This window comes from Streptomyces spongiicola (assembly GCF_003122365.1).
In the GTDB taxonomy this organism is placed as follows: Bacteria; Actinomycetota; Actinomycetes; order Streptomycetales; family Streptomycetaceae; genus Streptomyces; species Streptomyces spongiicola.
On sequence record NZ_CP029254.1, the window covers coordinates 746,336 to 762,338 of the forward strand.

Below are 16,003 nucleotides of genomic sequence, written 5' to 3' on the forward strand. Positions count from 1 at the left end.
TGCGAGGCGAACGGCGGAACATGTGGGACACCCCGGAGCGGTCCTGCGGGAACGACGCGGTGACCCGCCCGGCGGTGCGCAGGACCTCCGCGTCGCCCTCGGGCGTCCCGTGGACCGGGCCCTGGAGCGGATCAGGCTCCGGCAGGCCCGTGTCGAGTTCGCCATGGCCGTGCGGCGGCACACGCTCCCCGGACCTCCCGCGGCTTCCGGGCCTGCGCGTCGCCGCCCGCTACCCGCCCGCCAGCCAGCCAAGGGCTGGACGTGGGCGGTCGCTGGTACGACACCTTCGTGACGACGGACGGGTCGCCGGGTCCGGCGATCGGCGACGTGCAGGGGGAGCCCCCTCCGCCGGCCCGGTGTGACGCTCCCGAGTCGCCGCTCCCCCACGGGCGCAGGAGACTGCTGTCGTGCGCGATGAGAAGGTCAGGCGCTACGGTTGGCCGGCGTTGCGCATCCTCGCGGTGGCCGCGCTCTACTACGGCTCCGCCAGGCTCGGGCTGCTCCAGCACCTGGTGCGCGGCCAGATCACCCCGCTGTGGCCGCCGACCGGCCTGGCGCTGGCCGGTCTGCTGTTCTTCGGGTCGCGGATCTGGCCCGGCATCGCGCTCGGCGCGTTCCTGGTCAACCTCTCCATCGGCCCGAGCGCCGCCGCCGTACTCGCCATCACCGCGGGCAACACGGCCGCGCCGGTCTGCGCCTACCTGATGCTGCGCCGGGCGGGGTTCCGGCGGGAGCTGGACCGGCTCCGGGACGCACTGGCACTCGTCTTCCTGGGGGCGCTCGGCGGCATGCTCGTCAGCTCGACGGTCGGGGCCGCGACGCTGGCCCTGTCCGGGGCGCTGGAGCGCGGATTCCGGCCCGCGTGGTCGGTCTGGTGGACGGGCGACGCGATGGGCGTGCTGGTGGTCACGCCGTTCCTGCTCGTACTGCGCCGTGCGCGGTGGCCCGTCCCGGCCGACAGGGCCCGCTGGGTCGAGGCGGCGGCGCTGGGGGTCTGCACTCTCGGCGTGACGCTGCTCGCGGTCTCGGTGCGCAACTCGCCGCTGCTCTTCCTGGTCTTCCCGTGCCTGATCTGGGCCGCCTTCCGGTTCCAGCTGGCGGGGGCCGCGCCGTGCGCGCTCGCGGTGTCGACGCTCGCGGTCACGGCCGCGGCCGGGGAGTTCGGGCCGTTCGCAGGGCGGGACCTGTTCGCCAACATGGTCACCCTGCAGGCCTTCAACGGCGCCACGGCCCTGACGGCGCTGCTGATGGCGGCCGTGATCACCGAGCGGAACCGGACCTACGAGGAGATCAGGCGCGCCTGCACCCGCCTCGCGGAGATCGTGTCCGGAACCGAACCGCGCGACCGCTGAACGCCGTTGTTCTTTCTCGGCGAGGGTGGCGAGAGGGGCATCTTCTGAGCTGCGGTTCGCCATGATCACTGGGAGGTTCGCGGTGTCGCTGTCTCAGTGATCATGGCGCTTTTGGGGTTCCGCCAGCGGGCTCGGTCCGTCTGAACCGCGAGAAAGAACTTGTTGATGGGGTCGCCCGTGGGCTGGCGCCGAGGGTCAAGACCGAGGCGGAGCCGCAGATGCCTTTTGAACTTCCACTCCCGGATGCCGGGGCGCTTGAAGAAGAGGGGGTCGAGGTAGATCGGGACGAGTGCGCAGGCGAGGGTCACGACTTCTGGGTGGGCCATGATGTGGGTGGTCAGGTCCCAGCTGCGGAACCAGTGGGGCAGGCCCAGCTTGATGCGGCGGTGTTGCCAGAGCTCTTCGAGCATGGGTTCCCGGCTCGGGATGCTGGCCCAGCCGCTGATGATCCAGCGGGCGTCGCGGACGCAGCAGGCCATGATGTGGCTGCCGTGAGTTTTGCGGAGCTTGCGAAGTCTTCGTTGCGCTCGGGCGATCTCCGGGACCGCCGAGATGTCCTTGGGTTCGGGGGTCTGCCAGGTGTGGTGGCGGTGACACACAATGTCCGGCAGAGACAGGTGCGCTCGGACCTGGGTGCTGATGCTGCGGCGGAGGGTACACTGGCGGCAGATGACCGCGTTGGGTGAGTGTGCCTGACGCATCCAGAACGTGGGAACGTCCGTGGGCAGGGCCGATGCCTCGCGGATCGACCAGGACAGTCCGGGCAGCGCCTTCCGCAACCGTTCGACGGGAATCCCGGACATGACGGCGAGTCGCGCGACGGCAGGCTGGTTGAGCGTGGCTTCCCAGGGCAGAGTGGTGCTGCTTGCTCCGGCCCTGTGGGGCACTCCGATGCATCTCCAGAGGGCGGTGTGCGGGATGCGGTTGGCCTGGGCGAGGCGGGCGACATAGGAGGGCAGCGACTCCCCTCCCCAGGGGCGGACGGGGATGCACAGACTCCGGGCGACGCTCAGGGCTTCGGGAGCGTGCTTAACGCGGCTCATCCGGCGCGTCGCTGTGCGGTGCGGGCTCGGCGCGAGCGCGCGGTTAGCGGTGCGCTCGTCTCGGCTGCGGTGTCCAGGGGGATCTCCGCCAGCACCTGCTTGGTGATTTTCTCGGTGCCGGAGGCCATGGCCCGCAAGGCTGCGGCCCGGATCAGGTGCGCGAGGCTGCCGATCATGCCGGAGGTCCGCTGGTAGAGGAAGTCCGCGTGAGCGGCCAGCATGCCAGGGGTGTGCCGGTGGAGCCGTAGGGACTGTTCCATGGTGGCCAGCAGGGCGAGCCATTCCTGCCGGTGGGCGGGGGTGGCGATGGTGAAGGCTTCGGCGTGGATGCTGACGAAGCGGCCCGCGATCTGCTTCCCGCGGGTGCCGGCGAACAGTCCGGCGGACTCGACGTCGATTCCCGTGTAGACGAAAGTGGCCGCGATCCGCTCGGAGAGGTATTTGAGCTGGTCGGACACCTCGGCGCCGGATCTGGTGGTGAGCGAGATGTTGTGGATCTCGTCGACCAGGACCAGTTCGCAGCGCAGTTCGGCCAGGACCTCACAGACCGCGTTGGTGATCTCGGTCTGGTTCATGCGGCGCAACAGGGGGATGCCGAGGAACCGAGCGAATTCGATTGCGAGCATCTTCGGGGTGGCGGCCGGTGGGACGGTCACGTAGGCGACGGGCAGCCGTGGCCCGCTGTCGGCGGGCAGTCGGCGGCGGACGTGCTGTTCGTGGGCCTTGCCGAGCTGGGTGATCGCGGTGGTCTTGCCGGTGCCGGCCGCGCCGGAGACGATCAGGCCACGGCGGGCGGAGACCTGGCGGCGGTTGAGGAGGGTCAACTCCCGGCCGGTGCGGATCACTTCCATCACGGTCGGGGTCTTCGCGACGAACAGCTGGGTGTGGTGCTCGGCTCTTGCCTCGTCGTAGAGCTCGCGCTCGATGTCGCTCAGCGCCAGCAGCGCGGGGCGGTCGAGCAGGGGTGCGGTGACCGGGACGTGCTGGACGAAGCGGCTCCACCCTTCCTTCGTGGTCAGGGGAAACTCACGGTCGGCCGGGTCACTGTCGGTCACCGGTAGTCCTCCTCGCTGAAGACTCTGTTGCTGAATTCGTCAGCCGGCGAGTTGGTGGCTGAGGCGTTCGAGTCGGCTGGTGCGAGGCTTGCGTAGTGGGTCGGTGGTCCACCAGGCATCGAGGCGGATGATGTTGAGGGCGGTGGCGGAGTAGATGTGCTGGAGGGTGACTTTCGGCAGGCCGCGGTAGCGGGCACGGCGGATGCCGGTGACGTCGAGGGCCTGGTTGATGGTGCCCTCGATGCCGGCGCGGAGGGCGTACTTGGTTCTCCAGGAGTCGGTGTCCTGTTCGGTTCTGGCCGCAGTGGTGCGTTCGTGGAGTTCACGGGGGCGCAGGGTGAGCATGCGGGCGCCGCGGACGGAGTTGGTGCACTTGGTCCGGGAGGGGCAGGGGCGGCAGTCGGTGCGGGCGAAGTCGATCACGATGGCGTCGCGGCCGTGCTGGGTGACCGGATACCAGCCGGCGCTGGTGGTGCCCTGGGGGCAGCGGACCTGACGGGCTTTCCAGTCGATACGGAAGGCGCTCTTGGCGAAGCCTTCGGCGGCCTTGGCCTGGGGCGAGTGGTCGGCCAGGAGCGGGGTGACCATGCTGATGCCCCGGCCCGCCGCTTCCACGACCAGATCGACGGAGGGATATCCGGAGTCGAGGTAGTGCTCGCCCGGGGCGACCTGCCGCCCGGCCAGATTCTGCTGGATGGGCGCGGTGGCCTTGACGTCGGGAACCGTCGCCAGGGTGGTGTGCACGTCGGTGATCAGCCGCAACACACTCGTACCAGCTTCGGCTTCGGCTTCGGCTTCGGCTTCGGCTTCGGCTTCGGCTTCGGCTTCGGCTTCGGCTTCGGCTTCGGCTTCGGCTTCGGCTTCGGCTTCGGCGGGAGTGTCGCAGGTCTCGGTGAGGTGGACCTTGTAGCCCATCCAGAAAAGGTCGTCGCCCTTGGCCGACCAGCGGGCATCGGGGTCGTAGGGGGAGGCCAGGCGGATATGGCCGGGCGGGACGCCCTCGTCGTCGGCGTCCCGCTTGGTGATCACCTCCCGTCCCCGGGCATCGGTACGGATGCTGTAGGTCTGCACCAAGACCTGCCGCAGCAGGGCCACCGCCTCGATCTCGCGGACCCACACCGGGGCGGTGTCGGACCAGGCCGCCCGGCACAAGGCCAGCGCGTCCTGGCCGAAGACCTGGGCAAGCCGGTCCCGGCCGGTCTTCGAGCCCGGCATCGTCCAGCCGTCGACACGCGGCCCATAGCGTTCGGCAAACTCGGCGACATCGACCACCCCGGCCAGCCAGGACGGCGCCGCCACCGCCAGGGCCTCCAGAGCGGCCCGCACACTCTCCCCGGCCAGCTCGGTGCGGTTCAGGTCACGGACCGCGCTGATCACGTGGGTGGAGTCGGTGCGCTGCTTGCCACCGGCCTTGATCAGCCCGGCCTCGCGGCAGTGCCCGACGAGCCTGTCGAAGAGCGTCCGTTCCAGGCCGTGCCCGACGAGCCGGGCACGGAACCTCGACAACGCGGAGAAGTCGAAGCCGGCATCGGACAGCTCCGTGCCCAGCGCGTACTTCCACGACAGGCGGTCCCGTGACGCGTCCGCGGCCTGCCGATCGGTGAGGTTCTCGGTGAACTGCAGCACCGTCACCAGGGCGAGCAGCGCCGGGGACTGGGCGGGAGCCCCACGGTCGGGAAACGCATCGGTGAACAACGAGTCGTCGAAGACCTCGGCAAGGTGGTCACGCAGGCGCATGGGCAGGCTGCCACCGGGGAAGGCGGCGCGAGCCGTCCTGACGGTCTGTTCAGGAACGGGCGGTAATCCCCCCGGTCGCATGGACACTGCACCGACCCCCTACGGCCGGAGCAGACAGAACGACCGCACCAACGATCATGCCGGGCCGTCCCGCACCCCTGCAGGCAATTCAGCAACAGAGTCGCCACCACCTGCAAAACAGCACCCACACCTCCACAGTGACGAGCCACAGGCCACCCCGTTCGCCAACTCCGCCAAGTTCACCGAGACGAGTGGTGCCCGGCTCGCCAGTGTTTGTGAAGCGTGGGCGACGTCGGAAGGAACGGTGTGAGGGAGACGAAGGCCAGATGGTCCGCCTCCCTCCCGTAAAGGTCATGCCGCCACATTCGCACCGCTTTGTGAGGTGTCTTCCTTGGAATGCGGCTTCACGACGCCCCGCCCACGTGTGCGGTCTATCTCGCGCCATTCCGGCCGAAGTCCGGCTAGATTCGTGGTGAGGAAGTACGCGACGCCGCAGGCGACCAGCACCGGCACGAGTCCGGCAGCGGTCACCGCCGCCCCGGCAAGCAGCCCGCCGAGAGGGATACCGACCCAGGCCAGCGAGTCACCGAGGGCGTTGACCCGGCCCAGCATCCGGCGCGGCACCCGCTCGACGAGGACGGCCCCCAGCACTGGGTTGACGAAGCCGGCACCGAACCCACTGACCGCGAAGACAGCCAGTACCGCCCCCAACGGGGCATCGAAGGCGAGGATCAGGAACCTCGGTGCCCCAGCCAGCAGGAACCCGGTGAGAACCACCACTCGCCGCCGCAGCCGGTGCGCGACCATCGCGGCGATCAGGCTCCCGCCGACTGCTGCGGCCCCCATGACGCTGCCCATCAGGCCGATCGAGGTCGGCCCGTTGCCGGACTCCCTGGCCCAGACAGGTACGAGCACTGAGGTGATCGCCGCGTCCAGCAGGTTGGTGATGCCGCACATGACGATGACGGTGAGCAGCAGCGGCTCGCCGCGCAGGAAGGTGAAGCCTTCACCGAACCGCCGCCAGTAGCCCGGTTCCGCTTCCCCGGCGGGCGAGGGGGCTTCCTCAACCGCGTGCCCCATGCCGCGAGGCAGCGCGAGTTTGATAATCACCGATCCGAGGGCGAAGCAGCCCGCGTTGACGGCGAGTCCGGTCAGGGGACCGAGCAGCGCCACCAGGGCTCCGCCGACCGCCAGGCCGACGGTAGAGGCGAGCCGCTCGATCACACCGGCCAGACCGGTGGCCCTCTCCAGCGGCACCCGGCTGCGCTCAGCCGCCTCCGGGACCATCACCTCCTTGGCCAGGTCGCCAGGTCCCCGGGCCGCGCCGATCAGAGCGACCAGAACCAGCAGAAGGGGAAAGGACAGCAGGCCCAGGGCGTGGAGCAGGGGAACCGCGGCGGCGGCGGTCGCGCTGGCCAGATCGGTGGTCCAGGAAACGGCCCGCGGGCCGATCCGGTCCACCAGCGGCCCGGTGAACGCCTTGACCACCACGTAGGGCGCCATCTCGCAGAAGGCGACCAGTCCGGTCTGGGTGGCGCTGCCGGTGGTGACGAGGACGAACCAGGGCAGTGCCACAACGGATATCCGCGTGCCGGTCAGCGACACAATCATGGCCGCCAGCACTCCGCCCAGCGGTCGTAAGGACCTCTTGCCGGGTATGCCGCCGGCCTCCGAGGTGTCGTGGGTCATGACGTCGGGCTTCCTTCCTCTTCCTGCGGGCCGGAAGGGAGCGACGACGCGGCAGGCGCATCCAGTTCGGGCAGCATCTGCGTGATAACGCCGACCCGCTCGGCACCCTCCGGGGCACTTGCCGCCGCCTCGGGCGTGTCTCTGCGGTACCGGGAGATGACGGCCCTCAACTCCTGCCGCAGGGCGACAGCCTCTTCGGGCGTGAGCCGCAAGGCCCAGTCGCTCATGTCGAAGGTGTCCCGCCACGCCCGGGGCATCGTCTGCAACTCGTTCAGCGTCTGCTGAGTGCGCAAGGTGTAGGTGGTGGCGACGGATTGCAGGAAGGCCAAGATGGCCTCGGGCTCTCGATCGGCCAACTCCCGGTCGTTGAGCTCCGTCATCTGATGTACCGAGCGCCACCAGCGCTCTCGCGCGTTGCCGCGCTCAGCGTCCTCCTCAACGAAACCAGCCGAGCCGAGCTGGCGCAGGTGATAGCTAGCTGTCCCGGAATTAACGCCCAGCCGCTCCGCGAGACGGGTGGCTGTCGATGGGCCGTACTTCCGCAGCAGCCCCACCAGCTGCACACGCACTGGATGCGCCATGGCACGCAGCCCCTTGGCATCCAGGACAACGGAGTCCTCTTCAAGGTTCAGGCCCTCTGGCCTCTTCATCGCGTCGGTCACACCACACAGGCTAAACCGCAAAGAGTTCTTCGCAAAGAGTTCTTCGCGAAGAACTCTTTGCGATCTCCTTCGCGTACGGGGACCACTGCACTCATCTAGAGCGATTGACGAGCAAGATCAGAAAGCGGCGGTACGCAACCGTTGCGCATGACGTTCGCCACCTTCGCCAACCTCACCGAGACGACCGGCGTACAGCTCGCCAACTACAGCGGACATTCGCCAGGTCAACAGAGACCGGACAGCCGTGTTTTGCCTCGGCGCGGCCCCTCCGAGTAGTTTTTGCACTGACCAGTCAGTACAAATGAGGGGGGGCGCGTGGACAGCCCGCACGGGGCAGCCGTACGAGCCCGGGGCTTCGGCCTCAGAGGACCGCGCGGCTGGGCGTTCCGGAAGGTGGACATCGAGGCCGGCCCGGGTTCGCTCGTCGCGATCGAGGGACCGTCCGGCTCCGGACGCACCTGTCTGCTGCTCGCGCTCAGCGGGCGCATGAAGGCGGCGGAGGGGCACGCGGAGGTGGGCGGGCTGCGGCTGCCGCGCAAGATGGCGGCGGTCCGCCGCATCAGCGCGCTGGGGCCGGTTCCGGGGGTGAGCGACCTCGACCCGGCGCTGACCGTCGCCGAGCATCTGCGGGAGCGGGTCCTGCTGCAGCGGCGGTTCGACGGCTCGCTGCGGGCCCTGCTGCGGCCGCCCGCGGAACGGGCCGCGGCGGCACGGGCGCGGCTGGGCGAGGCGCTGGGCCTCGCCGGGCTCGACGTGGACGCCCTGCCGAAGGCGGGGCGCACGGCCGTACGGGATCTCGGGCGGCTGGAGGCGCTCCGGCTCTCCGTGGCCCTCGCCATGGTCGGCCGCCCGCGGCTGCTGGCCGTCGACGACGCCGACCTCAAGCTCTCCGAGGCCGACCGGGCGGAGGCGTGGGGGCTCCTGCGCGGCGTCGCCGCCGGGGGGACGACCGTGCTCGCGGTCTGCGGCGAGGCGCCCGGGGACGCCGTGGTGGTCCGCACGGACGCGGAGGCCTCGCACGCACCCGCGCCCGGCACCACTCCGGACCCCGACAGCCGCCCCCGTGCGCACGACGCCGGGAACGGGACCGGGACCGGGACCGCCGACGAGACCAGAACCGCCGGGGAAACCAGGACCGCCGACGAGACCGAGGAGGGGGCGGCCGATGCGCTCGCCGAAACTCGCCGCGCTTGAGCTGAAGCGCTTCGGCAGGGGCCGGCTGCCAAGGGCCGCGCTGGTGGCGATCCTGCTGCTCCCGCTGCTCTACGGCGCCCTGTACCTGTGGTCGTTCTGGGACCCGTACAGCCGCCTCGACAGGCTTCCGGTGGCACTCGTCAACGACGACCGGGGCGCGACCGCCGCCGGGAAGAAGATCGCGGCCGGCGACGAGATCGCCGAGGGGCTGCGCGAGAGCGACGTCTTCGAGTGGCACGAGGTGAGCGCCCGGGAGGCCCGCAGGGGCGTCGAGGACGGTACGTACTACCTGTCGCTGACCATGCCCGCCGACTTCAGCGAGCGCATCGCCTCCGCCTCCGGCGACGCCCCCGAGACCGGGGCGATGGAGGTCCGGACGAACGACGCCAACAACTACATCGTCGGCCAGATATCCCGCACGGTCTTCGCCGAGGTCCGCGAGTCCGCGTCCAGGGACGCCTCGCGCTCCTTCCTCGACGGGATCTTCATCTCGTTCTCCGACATCCACGACGCCACCGCGGAGGCCGCGGAGGGCGCCGGCCGGCTCCAGGGCGGCATCGGCAGGGCGAAGGAGGGCTCCAGGGAACTCGCCGACGGCCTGAAGGACGCCAAGGACGGCAGCGGCAGGCTCGCCGGCGGTATCAGCCGTCTGGAGGACGGCGCGGGCGAGCTGGAGAAGGGAGCCCGTGAGCTGGCCGCGGGAACCGGGCGGCTGGCCGGGAAGGTCAACGCGGTGGCGGACGGCGCCCGGCCCTACCTCGAGGGCGACGGTGCGGCGATCGCTGAGCACGCGCGGTTCGTGGAGCACGGCGCCCGCGCCGCGCGCGACCGGCTGGACCTCCTCGTGGCGACCGCTCCGGCCGCCGCGGCCAAGGCGCACGAGGCGGCCGGCGAGGCGGACGAACTCCACAGGTCGCGCTGCGGGGAGGCCGCGCCGCCCGATCCCGCCGTCTGCCCGGTACTGGAGAAGGCCAAAACCGCCACGGCGGACTCCGCCGCGGTCGCCGACGACGTCGTCGCGCTGGTGAAGGGCAACAGCGCCGAGCTGAAGCAGCTCGACACCCGTCTGGCCGAACTCCAGAAGCTGGCCGAGGACCTCGCCGAACGCTCCCCCACCCTCGGCGACGACATCGAGAAGGCCGTCGCGGACGTCAACCGGCTGGACTCCGGGGCGCACAAGGTGGCCGAGGGAGCCGGCGACCTCCATCGGGGTCTGGGCACCGCGCGCGCCGGATCCACCGACCTCGACACCGGGGTGGGCAGGCTGGAGAACGGCGCCCACGACCTCGACGGCGGCATGTACAAGCTCGTCGACGGTTCGGGCGAACTGGCCGGCGGGCTCAACGACGGCGTCGGCAGGATCCCCGACTACGACGAGCGGGAGCGCGACCGCCGCACCGCGGTGATGGCCGACCCCGTGCGACTCGCCTCCCAGTCACTGCACAAGGCGGACAACTACGGCACCGGCTTCGCCCCGTACTTCATCCCGCTCTCCCTGTGGGTGGGCGCCATGGTGGCGTACATGCTGATCCAGCCGCTCAACCGGCGGGCTCTGGCCGCCGGCGCGTCGGCCTGGCGGATCGCCGTCGTCGGCTGGCTGCCGGTGGCGGCCATCGGACTGCTCCAGGCCGGCGCGCTGATGGCGGTGCTCCACTGGGGGCTCGGGCTGCAGATGGCCCGCGCCGCCGGGACGGTCGGATTCCTGGCCCTGGTCGTGGGCTGCTTCGCCGCGATCATCCAGTGGCTCAACGCCCGCTTCGGCGCGGCCGGCCGGATCCTCGTGCTGGCGCTGCTGATGCTGCAGCTGACCTCGGCGGGCGGCACCTACCCCGTCCAGACCAGCCCGCCGTTCTTCAACGCCGTCCACCCCTTCCTGCCGATGACGTACGTGGTCGAGGCACTGCGCCGGCTCATCACGGGCGGCGGCACCGGACCGGTCTGGCAGGCCGTGGCCGTCCTCGTGGCGTTCACCGCCGGGGCACTGGCGCTGACCGCGGTGTCGGCGCGGCGCAGGCAGGTGTGGACGTTCGACCGGCTTCACCCCGAGCTGAGCCTGTGAGACGGGTGGACCTGTGAGAATCGGCACCATGAACAGCGGCAGCACCCGGAGACAGGCCACCCGCGCCAAGCTCTACGAGGCGGCGGTGACCCTCATCGCCGAGCAGGGCTTCTCCGCCACCACGGTCGACGAGATCGCCGAGCGGGCCGGCGTCGCCAAGGGCACCGTCTACTACAACTTCAGCAGCAAGACCGAACTCTTCGAGGAGCTTCTGCGGTACGGGGTCGGCCTGCTGACCGCCTCGCTGCGCGAGGCCGCCGACGAGGTGGAGCAGCGGGGCGGGAGCAAGACGGAGGCCCTGGACGGGATGATCCGCGCCGGGCTGGTCTTCATCGACCGCTACCCCGCCTTCACCCAGTTGTACGTCGCCGAGCTGTGGCGCACCAACCGGGCCTGGCAGTCGACGCTGACGGTGGTCCGCCGGGAGGCGGTCGCCGTCGTCGAGACCGTGCTCCGGGAGGGTGTCGAGCGGGGCGAGCTGAGCGGGGAGATCGACATTCCGCTGACCGCGGCCGCGCTGGTCGGGATGGTGCTCGTGGCGGCGCTCGACTGGCAGGCGTTCCAGCGGGAGCGGTCGCTCGACGATGTGCACGCGGCCCTGTCCCGGCTGCTGCACGGGAGGGTCGGCGGCGGCTGACGCCTTCCGGTCCCGCGGCGGGCGGTGCGGGTTCGGGACCCCGTGGCGGGCGGTGCGGACTCGGGACTCCGTGGCGGGCGGTGCGGACACCGGCCGCCACGGGTGCCGCCGGCGCACACGGCAGGGAGACGCGGGTGCGGCGAAGTCCGACTGCCCGAGCCCCGCCGCACCGGCGTCTCGCCGCCGTTCGCCCGCTGCCCCGTACCGCTGTCCCCCGGGTCCGGGCAGCTCCCCGTTCCGCAAGGGGCGCGGCGCCGTTCCGCCGCCCCGTGTCGGCGGTGCCGGCGCCGCGCCCTTCCCGTGTTCTCCACTCTGCCGTCCGGGCAGGTCGGCCCCATCCGCGCGGCTACTCATCTCCCGCACTAGGTACGGATACTCAGAGACTCGTGCTCACCCCGGCCACTGCGGGTGGGGGCCGATCACGTCCCGCCCGGGTCAGCGCCGGGCCGCCCGTGCCCGTACCCCCGGACCGCCCGTGCCCGTACCCCCGGGCCGCCGGTGGCCGGGCCGCCGGTGGCCGGGCGTGCGGGACCACCGCCCCGACGGCTGCCGGAGGCGGCCGATACAGTCCCTGGCATGGCACGGATTGTGGTGATCGGCGCCGGGATGGGCGCCATGGCGGCCGCTGCCCGGCTGGCCGTGGCGGGCCACCGGGTGAGGGTGTACGAGCGGGCGGGCACATACGGCGGCGCGGTGCGCCGGTTCGAGCGCGACGGCTTCTCCTTCGACACCGGGCCCGGTCTGCTGCATCTGCCCGCCGTCTGGCGGGACTTCTTCGTGAAGACCGGCAGGGAGCCCCTGGAGCAGTGCGTAGACCTGGTCCAGGTGGACCCTGCGGGCCGTCATGTCTTCGCCGACGGAACGGCCGTGACGCTGCCGAACGCCTCGCGCGCGGGAGTCGTCTCGGCGCTCGACGGAGCGCTCGGTGCCGGTGCGGGCGAGCGCTGGGGCGACTTCCTGGTGCGGGCGAGGGAGGCCTGGGACCGCTCGCGGCGGCCGCTGCTGGAGGAACCGCTGCCCGCGGACGCGTCCCGCCTCGCCCGGGACCCCTATCCGGCGCTCGGCGGCGGGCTGCTGCGCCGCCCGGCGCGCACCCTCGCCGAGGTGGGCCGGCGCGAGCTGCGCGATCCGCGGCTGGCCGCGCTGCTGGAGAGCCACGCCCTGGCGTACGGCTTCGACCCCGCCGGCGCGCCCGCTTCCGCCGCCGTCCTGCCGTACATGGAGCAGACCTTCGGCAGCTGGTACGTGCGCGGCGGGATGCGGGCCCTCGCGGAGGCCGTGCACCGGCGTTGCCTCGCACGCGGGGTGGAGTTCGTCCTCGGCGCCGAGGTGGTGGGGATACGGATCGAGGGCGGCCGGGCGGCCGGGGTGGAGCTGGCGGACGGGGGCACGGCCGCCGCCGACCATGTCGTCGCGGGCGCCCCCGTGCCCGCGCTGTACCGGGACCGGGTCCTGCCGTGGCGCTCCCGGGACGAGTGGCCGCACCACCGGTCGGCGCCGCGGACCGGGCGGGTCACCGTCTGCCTGGCACTGCGCGGCGCCCGGGAGGCGGAGGCGGCGCACCGCACGGTGGTGCACTCGCCCGACCGGGCCGGGGAGTCGGCGGCGCTGGCGACCGGGCGGCTGTGCGACCGGCCGACCGTCGTGGTGCTCCGGCCGGACGACGAGCGGCTGCGGCCCGGCGGCCACGAGGCGGTAACCGTGACCGCGACCGTGTCCACGGCCCTGCCCGCCGGGGCGCCCGTGCCCGCCGGGGCCGGCGGCCGGTCGCCGGAGAGCCGTTGGGGCGCGGGCGAGGCGCAGGTGGAGGCCTTCGCCGACCGGATGGCGGCAGCAGCGGAAGCGGCCGTTCCGGACCTGCGGGAGCGGCTGCTGTGGCGCGAGGTGCGCACGCCCGAGGACACCCTCAGGGAGACCGGTGCCCACGAGGTGCCCGGACCGGCGCTGGCCGGAGCGGGCGGGACGCTGCTGCCCGCCGCGAACGTCTCACCGGTGCCCGGGGTGTACTTCGCCGGCGGCTGGTCGCATCCCGGCGGCGGGCTCGCGCACAGCGGAATGTCGGGTGCGCTGGCGGCCGGCCTCATCGTGGAGGGGGCGGACTTCCGCGGCTCGCGGTGACGTGCCCGGCCGGCGGTGACGTGCCCGGCTCGCGCCGACGTCCACGGCGGCGGTGGCGTGCCCGGCCGGCGGTGACGTCCGCGGCCGGTGCCTCGGGGCAGGGACCCGGGAGCGGGACCCGGGAGGCGGGACCCCGGAGCGGGACCCCGGAGCGGGACCCTGAAGGCGGGACCCGGGAGGGCCGGTGGCCTCACTGGCGGTAGGTCTGTCCGTCGGGGTCGTTCCGGTAGCCCTGGTCGTAGTCGTACTGCGGCGGCTGCTCCGGCGGCGGGACCTGGTCGCCGTCGCGCTGAAGCGGCACCCACACACCGCCCGGCGGCGTGTCGTTGTAGCCCTGCGAGGCGTACGGGTCGGTGTACTGCTGCTGGCCGCCGTAGCTCCCGTACGCCTCGTAGCCCTGCGCGGCGCCGCCGGCGTAGGGGTCGGAGTAGGCGGCGTACTGCTGGCCGGTTCCGTAGCCGTACGACTCGGCGTATGTGTCATGGGTTCCGGCCTGCTGCTCGTAGCCGTGGCCCTGGGAGTAGGCGTCGGTGTAGCCGGAGGAGTAGCCGCCGTAGGAGGCGTCCTCACCGCCGTCCCGGCCGTGCTCGGCGGCGCCCTGGCCGTAGCCGTCTGCGTCCCGGCCGTGCTCGGCGGTGTACTGCGCATCCGGGTAGACGCCGTCACCCCGGCCGTAGTCGCCGCCGTCCCGGCCGTAGCCGTCTGCGTCCCGGCCGTGCTCGGCGCTGTACTGCGCATCCGGGTAGACGCCGTCACCCCGGCCGTAGTCGCCGCCGTCCCGGCCGTAGCCGTCTGCGTCCCGGCCGTGCTCGGCGCTGTACTGCGCATCCGGGTAGACGCCGTCACCCCGGCCGTAGTCGCCGCCGTCCCGGCCGTAGCCGTCTGCGTCCCGGCCGTGCTCGGCGCTGTACTGCGCATCCGGGTAGACGCCGTACTGGTTGGTGTCGTCCGGCAGCGGCTGCGGCTCGTATACGGCGGTGGTCTCGGCGGCGGGGGCCTGGTCGGTGGCGGGTCCGGACGGACCGGGGGGGACGCGGTCGTCGTAGGAGTACGAGTCCCCGTAGTCGATGCCCGTCACCTGGAGCACGGGGTCCCGGTCGGCCGATGCGGCGGAGGGCCGGCGGCGCCGGCTGGAGCCCGGACTGCCGCCCAGCGCCCAGCCGGTGGAGAAGCCGCGCCGGAAGGAGAGCGTGACGTACGTCTGGCCCACCGCGAAGGCCGCGGCGCCGATGCCGATCACGATGACGTTCGGCATCAGCACTCCGACGACCACCCCCAGGAAGCCGGCGAAGGCGACCAGCCGCCAGCGCAGCCGCGCCTTGTACTGCAGCAGCACCTCGCCGAGCAGCCACAGCGCGACGATGCCGAACGCGATGTAGAGCACCGTCCAGCCCATGCCCGCCCCTCTCCTGCGGCCTCCCGCCCGGGGTTGCGGCGGGTGCGGCCTTCACGACTGCTGGTGCAGTCCGAGATTCTCGTGGATTTCGAGCGTGGCGGTGGAGTTGTTGAGCGTGATGAAGTGCAACCCGGGGACACCCTCGGAGAGCAGTCGCGCGCAGAACTCCGTCGCGAACTCGATACCGATGGAGCGTACAGCGGCGGGGTCGTCCGCGACGGCGCGGATCCTCGCTTCCAGTGCGGCGGGGAACGACGCGTTGCTGAGCCGGGCGAACCGTTCGATCTGCTTCACGCTGGTGACGGGCATGATCTCGGGGATGATCGGGGTCTCGCAGCCGGCCTCGGCGACGCTGTCGCGCAGCCGCAGATAGTCCTCGACGTGAAAGAACATCTGGGTGATCGCGTAGTCGGCACCGGCACGGCACTTGTCCACGAAGTGCCCGATGTCCGCCTCGCGGTCGCTGGACCGGGGGTGCATCTCGGGGAAGGCCGCGACGCCGACGCAGAAGTCGCCCGACTCCTTGATCAGCCGGACGAGTTCCGCCGCGTACCGCACGCCGTCGGGATGCTCGACCCACTCGCCCATCGGGTCGCCGGGCGGGTCGCCGCGGACCGCCAGGATGTTCCTGATCCCGGCGTCCGCGTACTGGCCGATCATGTTGCGCAGCTCCGCGACGGAGTGGTTGACCGCGGTGAGATGCGCGACCGGGGTGAGCGTGGTGTCGGCGGCGATCTGCTGCGTGGCCTTGACCGTGCCCGCCCGGGTCGACCCTCCGGCGCCGTAGGTCACCGAGACGAAGCTCGGCCGCGCCGCCTCGACGCGCCGCAGCGCGTTCCAGAGGTTCCGCTCGCCCTTCTCGGTCTTGGGCGCCCAGAACTCGAAGGAGTACGAGGTCTTGCCGGTGGCGAGCATCTCGCGCACGGTGCGCGCGCGATCCGTCCTGGTGGAAGCTGTGCCGAGGGCCATGCTCGCAGGTTATCCACGGGACGGCGGTCCCCCAACCCGATTCCACCCATCGGACATGGACCGCCCGGGAA

At 71.9% G+C, this 16,003-nt stretch carries 12 protein-coding genes; 5 read left to right on the forward strand and 7 right to left on the reverse strand.

The annotated features are described in order from the left end of the window. Window positions 1-407: 407 nt before the first annotated feature. Complete coding sequence (locus DDQ41_RS03135; protein ID WP_109293092.1) at window positions 408-1,352, forward strand: MASE1 domain-containing protein; 945 nt, start codon at window positions 408-410, stop codon at window positions 1,350-1,352. Between the two features lie 65 nt (window positions 1,353-1,417). Here DDQ41_RS03135 and DDQ41_RS03140 read toward each other — a convergent pair whose 3' ends face one another. The 5 genes from DDQ41_RS03140 to DDQ41_RS03160 form a co-directional block, all read right to left on the reverse strand. After that, entirely contained in the window at window positions 1,418-2,395 is a 978-nt protein-coding gene (locus tag DDQ41_RS03140) for a TniQ family protein (RefSeq protein ID WP_109293093.1), read from the reverse strand. Continuing rightward, on the reverse strand, window positions 2,392-3,450 hold the full coding sequence (locus DDQ41_RS03145) for a TniB family NTP-binding protein (RefSeq protein WP_109293094.1): 1,059 nt from the start codon (window positions 3,448-3,450) through the stop codon (window positions 2,392-2,394). Before DDQ41_RS03145 ends, DDQ41_RS03140 begins: the two co-directional genes overlap by 4 nt. 39 nt (window positions 3,451-3,489) lie before the next feature. After that, complete coding sequence (locus tag DDQ41_RS03150) at window positions 3,490-5,187, reverse strand: transposase (protein WP_262508336.1); 1,698 nt, start codon at window positions 5,185-5,187, stop codon at window positions 3,490-3,492. Window positions 5,188-5,559: 372 nt separating this feature from the next. Next, entirely contained in the window at window positions 5,560-6,897 is a 1,338-nt protein-coding gene (locus tag DDQ41_RS03155; RefSeq protein ID WP_109293096.1) for an MFS transporter, read from the reverse strand. Next, a complete protein-coding gene (locus tag DDQ41_RS03160) occupies window positions 6,894-7,547 on the reverse strand; it encodes an ArsR/SmtB family transcription factor (RefSeq protein WP_172607709.1) in 654 nt (217 codons plus the stop codon). Before DDQ41_RS03160 ends, DDQ41_RS03155 begins: the two co-directional genes overlap by 4 nt. Window positions 7,548-7,874: 327 nt before the next feature. Between DDQ41_RS03160 and DDQ41_RS03165 the strand changes: the two genes are divergently transcribed. The 4 genes from DDQ41_RS03165 (at window position 7,875) to DDQ41_RS03180 (ending at window position 13,567) form a co-directional block, all read left to right on the forward strand. Then, a complete protein-coding gene (locus tag DDQ41_RS03165) occupies window positions 7,875-8,753 on the forward strand; it encodes an ATP-binding cassette domain-containing protein (protein ID WP_109293098.1) in 879 nt (292 codons plus the stop codon). Next, entirely contained in the window at window positions 8,725-10,812 is a 2,088-nt protein-coding gene (locus DDQ41_RS03170) for a YhgE/Pip family protein (protein ID WP_109293099.1), read from the forward strand. The genes DDQ41_RS03165 and DDQ41_RS03170 overlap by 29 nt, the downstream gene beginning before the upstream one ends. 28 nt (window positions 10,813-10,840) lie before the next feature. Beyond that, entirely contained in the window at window positions 10,841-11,449 is a 609-nt protein-coding gene (locus DDQ41_RS03175) for a TetR/AcrR family transcriptional regulator (protein WP_109297503.1), read from the forward strand. A gap of 576 nt (window positions 11,450-12,025) precedes the next feature. After that, complete coding sequence (locus tag DDQ41_RS03180) at window positions 12,026-13,567, forward strand: phytoene desaturase family protein (protein ID WP_174720253.1); 1,542 nt, start codon at window positions 12,026-12,028, stop codon at window positions 13,565-13,567. 190 nt (window positions 13,568-13,757) lie between these two features. Here DDQ41_RS03180 and DDQ41_RS03185 read toward each other — a convergent pair whose 3' ends face one another. Further along, a complete protein-coding gene (locus DDQ41_RS03185) occupies window positions 13,758-14,963 on the reverse strand; it encodes a hypothetical protein (protein ID WP_109293100.1) in 1,206 nt (401 codons plus the stop codon). A 51-nt stretch (window positions 14,964-15,014) separates the two neighbouring features. Further along, window positions 15,015-15,932 carry a methylenetetrahydrofolate reductase [NAD(P)H] gene (gene metF / locus DDQ41_RS03190; RefSeq protein ID WP_109293101.1) on the reverse strand — a complete coding sequence of 306 codons (918 nt, stop codon included), beginning with the start codon at window positions 15,930-15,932 and terminating at the stop codon, window positions 15,015-15,017. Window positions 15,933-16,003: the final 71 nt, after the last annotated feature.

Excerpts from the sequence above, each read along its gene's own strand:
- DDQ41_RS03140 (WP_109293093.1), bottom strand. The coding sequence starts at position 2,395 with ATGAGCCGCGTTAAGCACGCTCCCGAAGCCCTGAGCGTCGCCCGGAGT.
- DDQ41_RS03150 (WP_262508336.1), bottom strand. The coding sequence starts at position 5,187 with ATGCGCCTGCGTGACCACCTTGCCGAGGTCTTCGACGACTCGTTGTTC.
- DDQ41_RS03155 (WP_109293096.1), bottom strand. The coding sequence starts at position 6,897 with ATGACCCACGACACCTCGGAGGCCGGCGGCATACCCGGCAAGAGGTCC.
- DDQ41_RS03160 (WP_172607709.1), bottom strand. The coding sequence starts at position 7,547 with ATGAAGAGGCCAGAGGGCCTGAACCTTGAAGAGGACTCCGTTGTCCTG.
- DDQ41_RS03170 (WP_109293099.1), top strand. The coding sequence starts at position 8,725 with ATGCGCTCGCCGAAACTCGCCGCGCTTGAGCTGAAGCGCTTCGGCAGG.
- DDQ41_RS03175 (WP_109297503.1), top strand. The coding sequence starts at position 10,841 with ATGAACAGCGGCAGCACCCGGAGACAGGCCACCCGCGCCAAGCTCTAC.
- DDQ41_RS03180 (WP_174720253.1), top strand. The coding sequence starts at position 12,026 with ATGGCACGGATTGTGGTGATCGGCGCCGGGATGGGCGCCATGGCGGCC.
- DDQ41_RS03185 (WP_109293100.1), bottom strand. The coding sequence starts at position 14,963 with ATGGGCTGGACGGTGCTCTACATCGCGTTCGGCATCGTCGCGCTGTGG.
- metF (WP_109293101.1), bottom strand. The coding sequence starts at position 15,932 with ATGGCCCTCGGCACAGCTTCCACCAGGACGGATCGCGCGCGCACCGTG.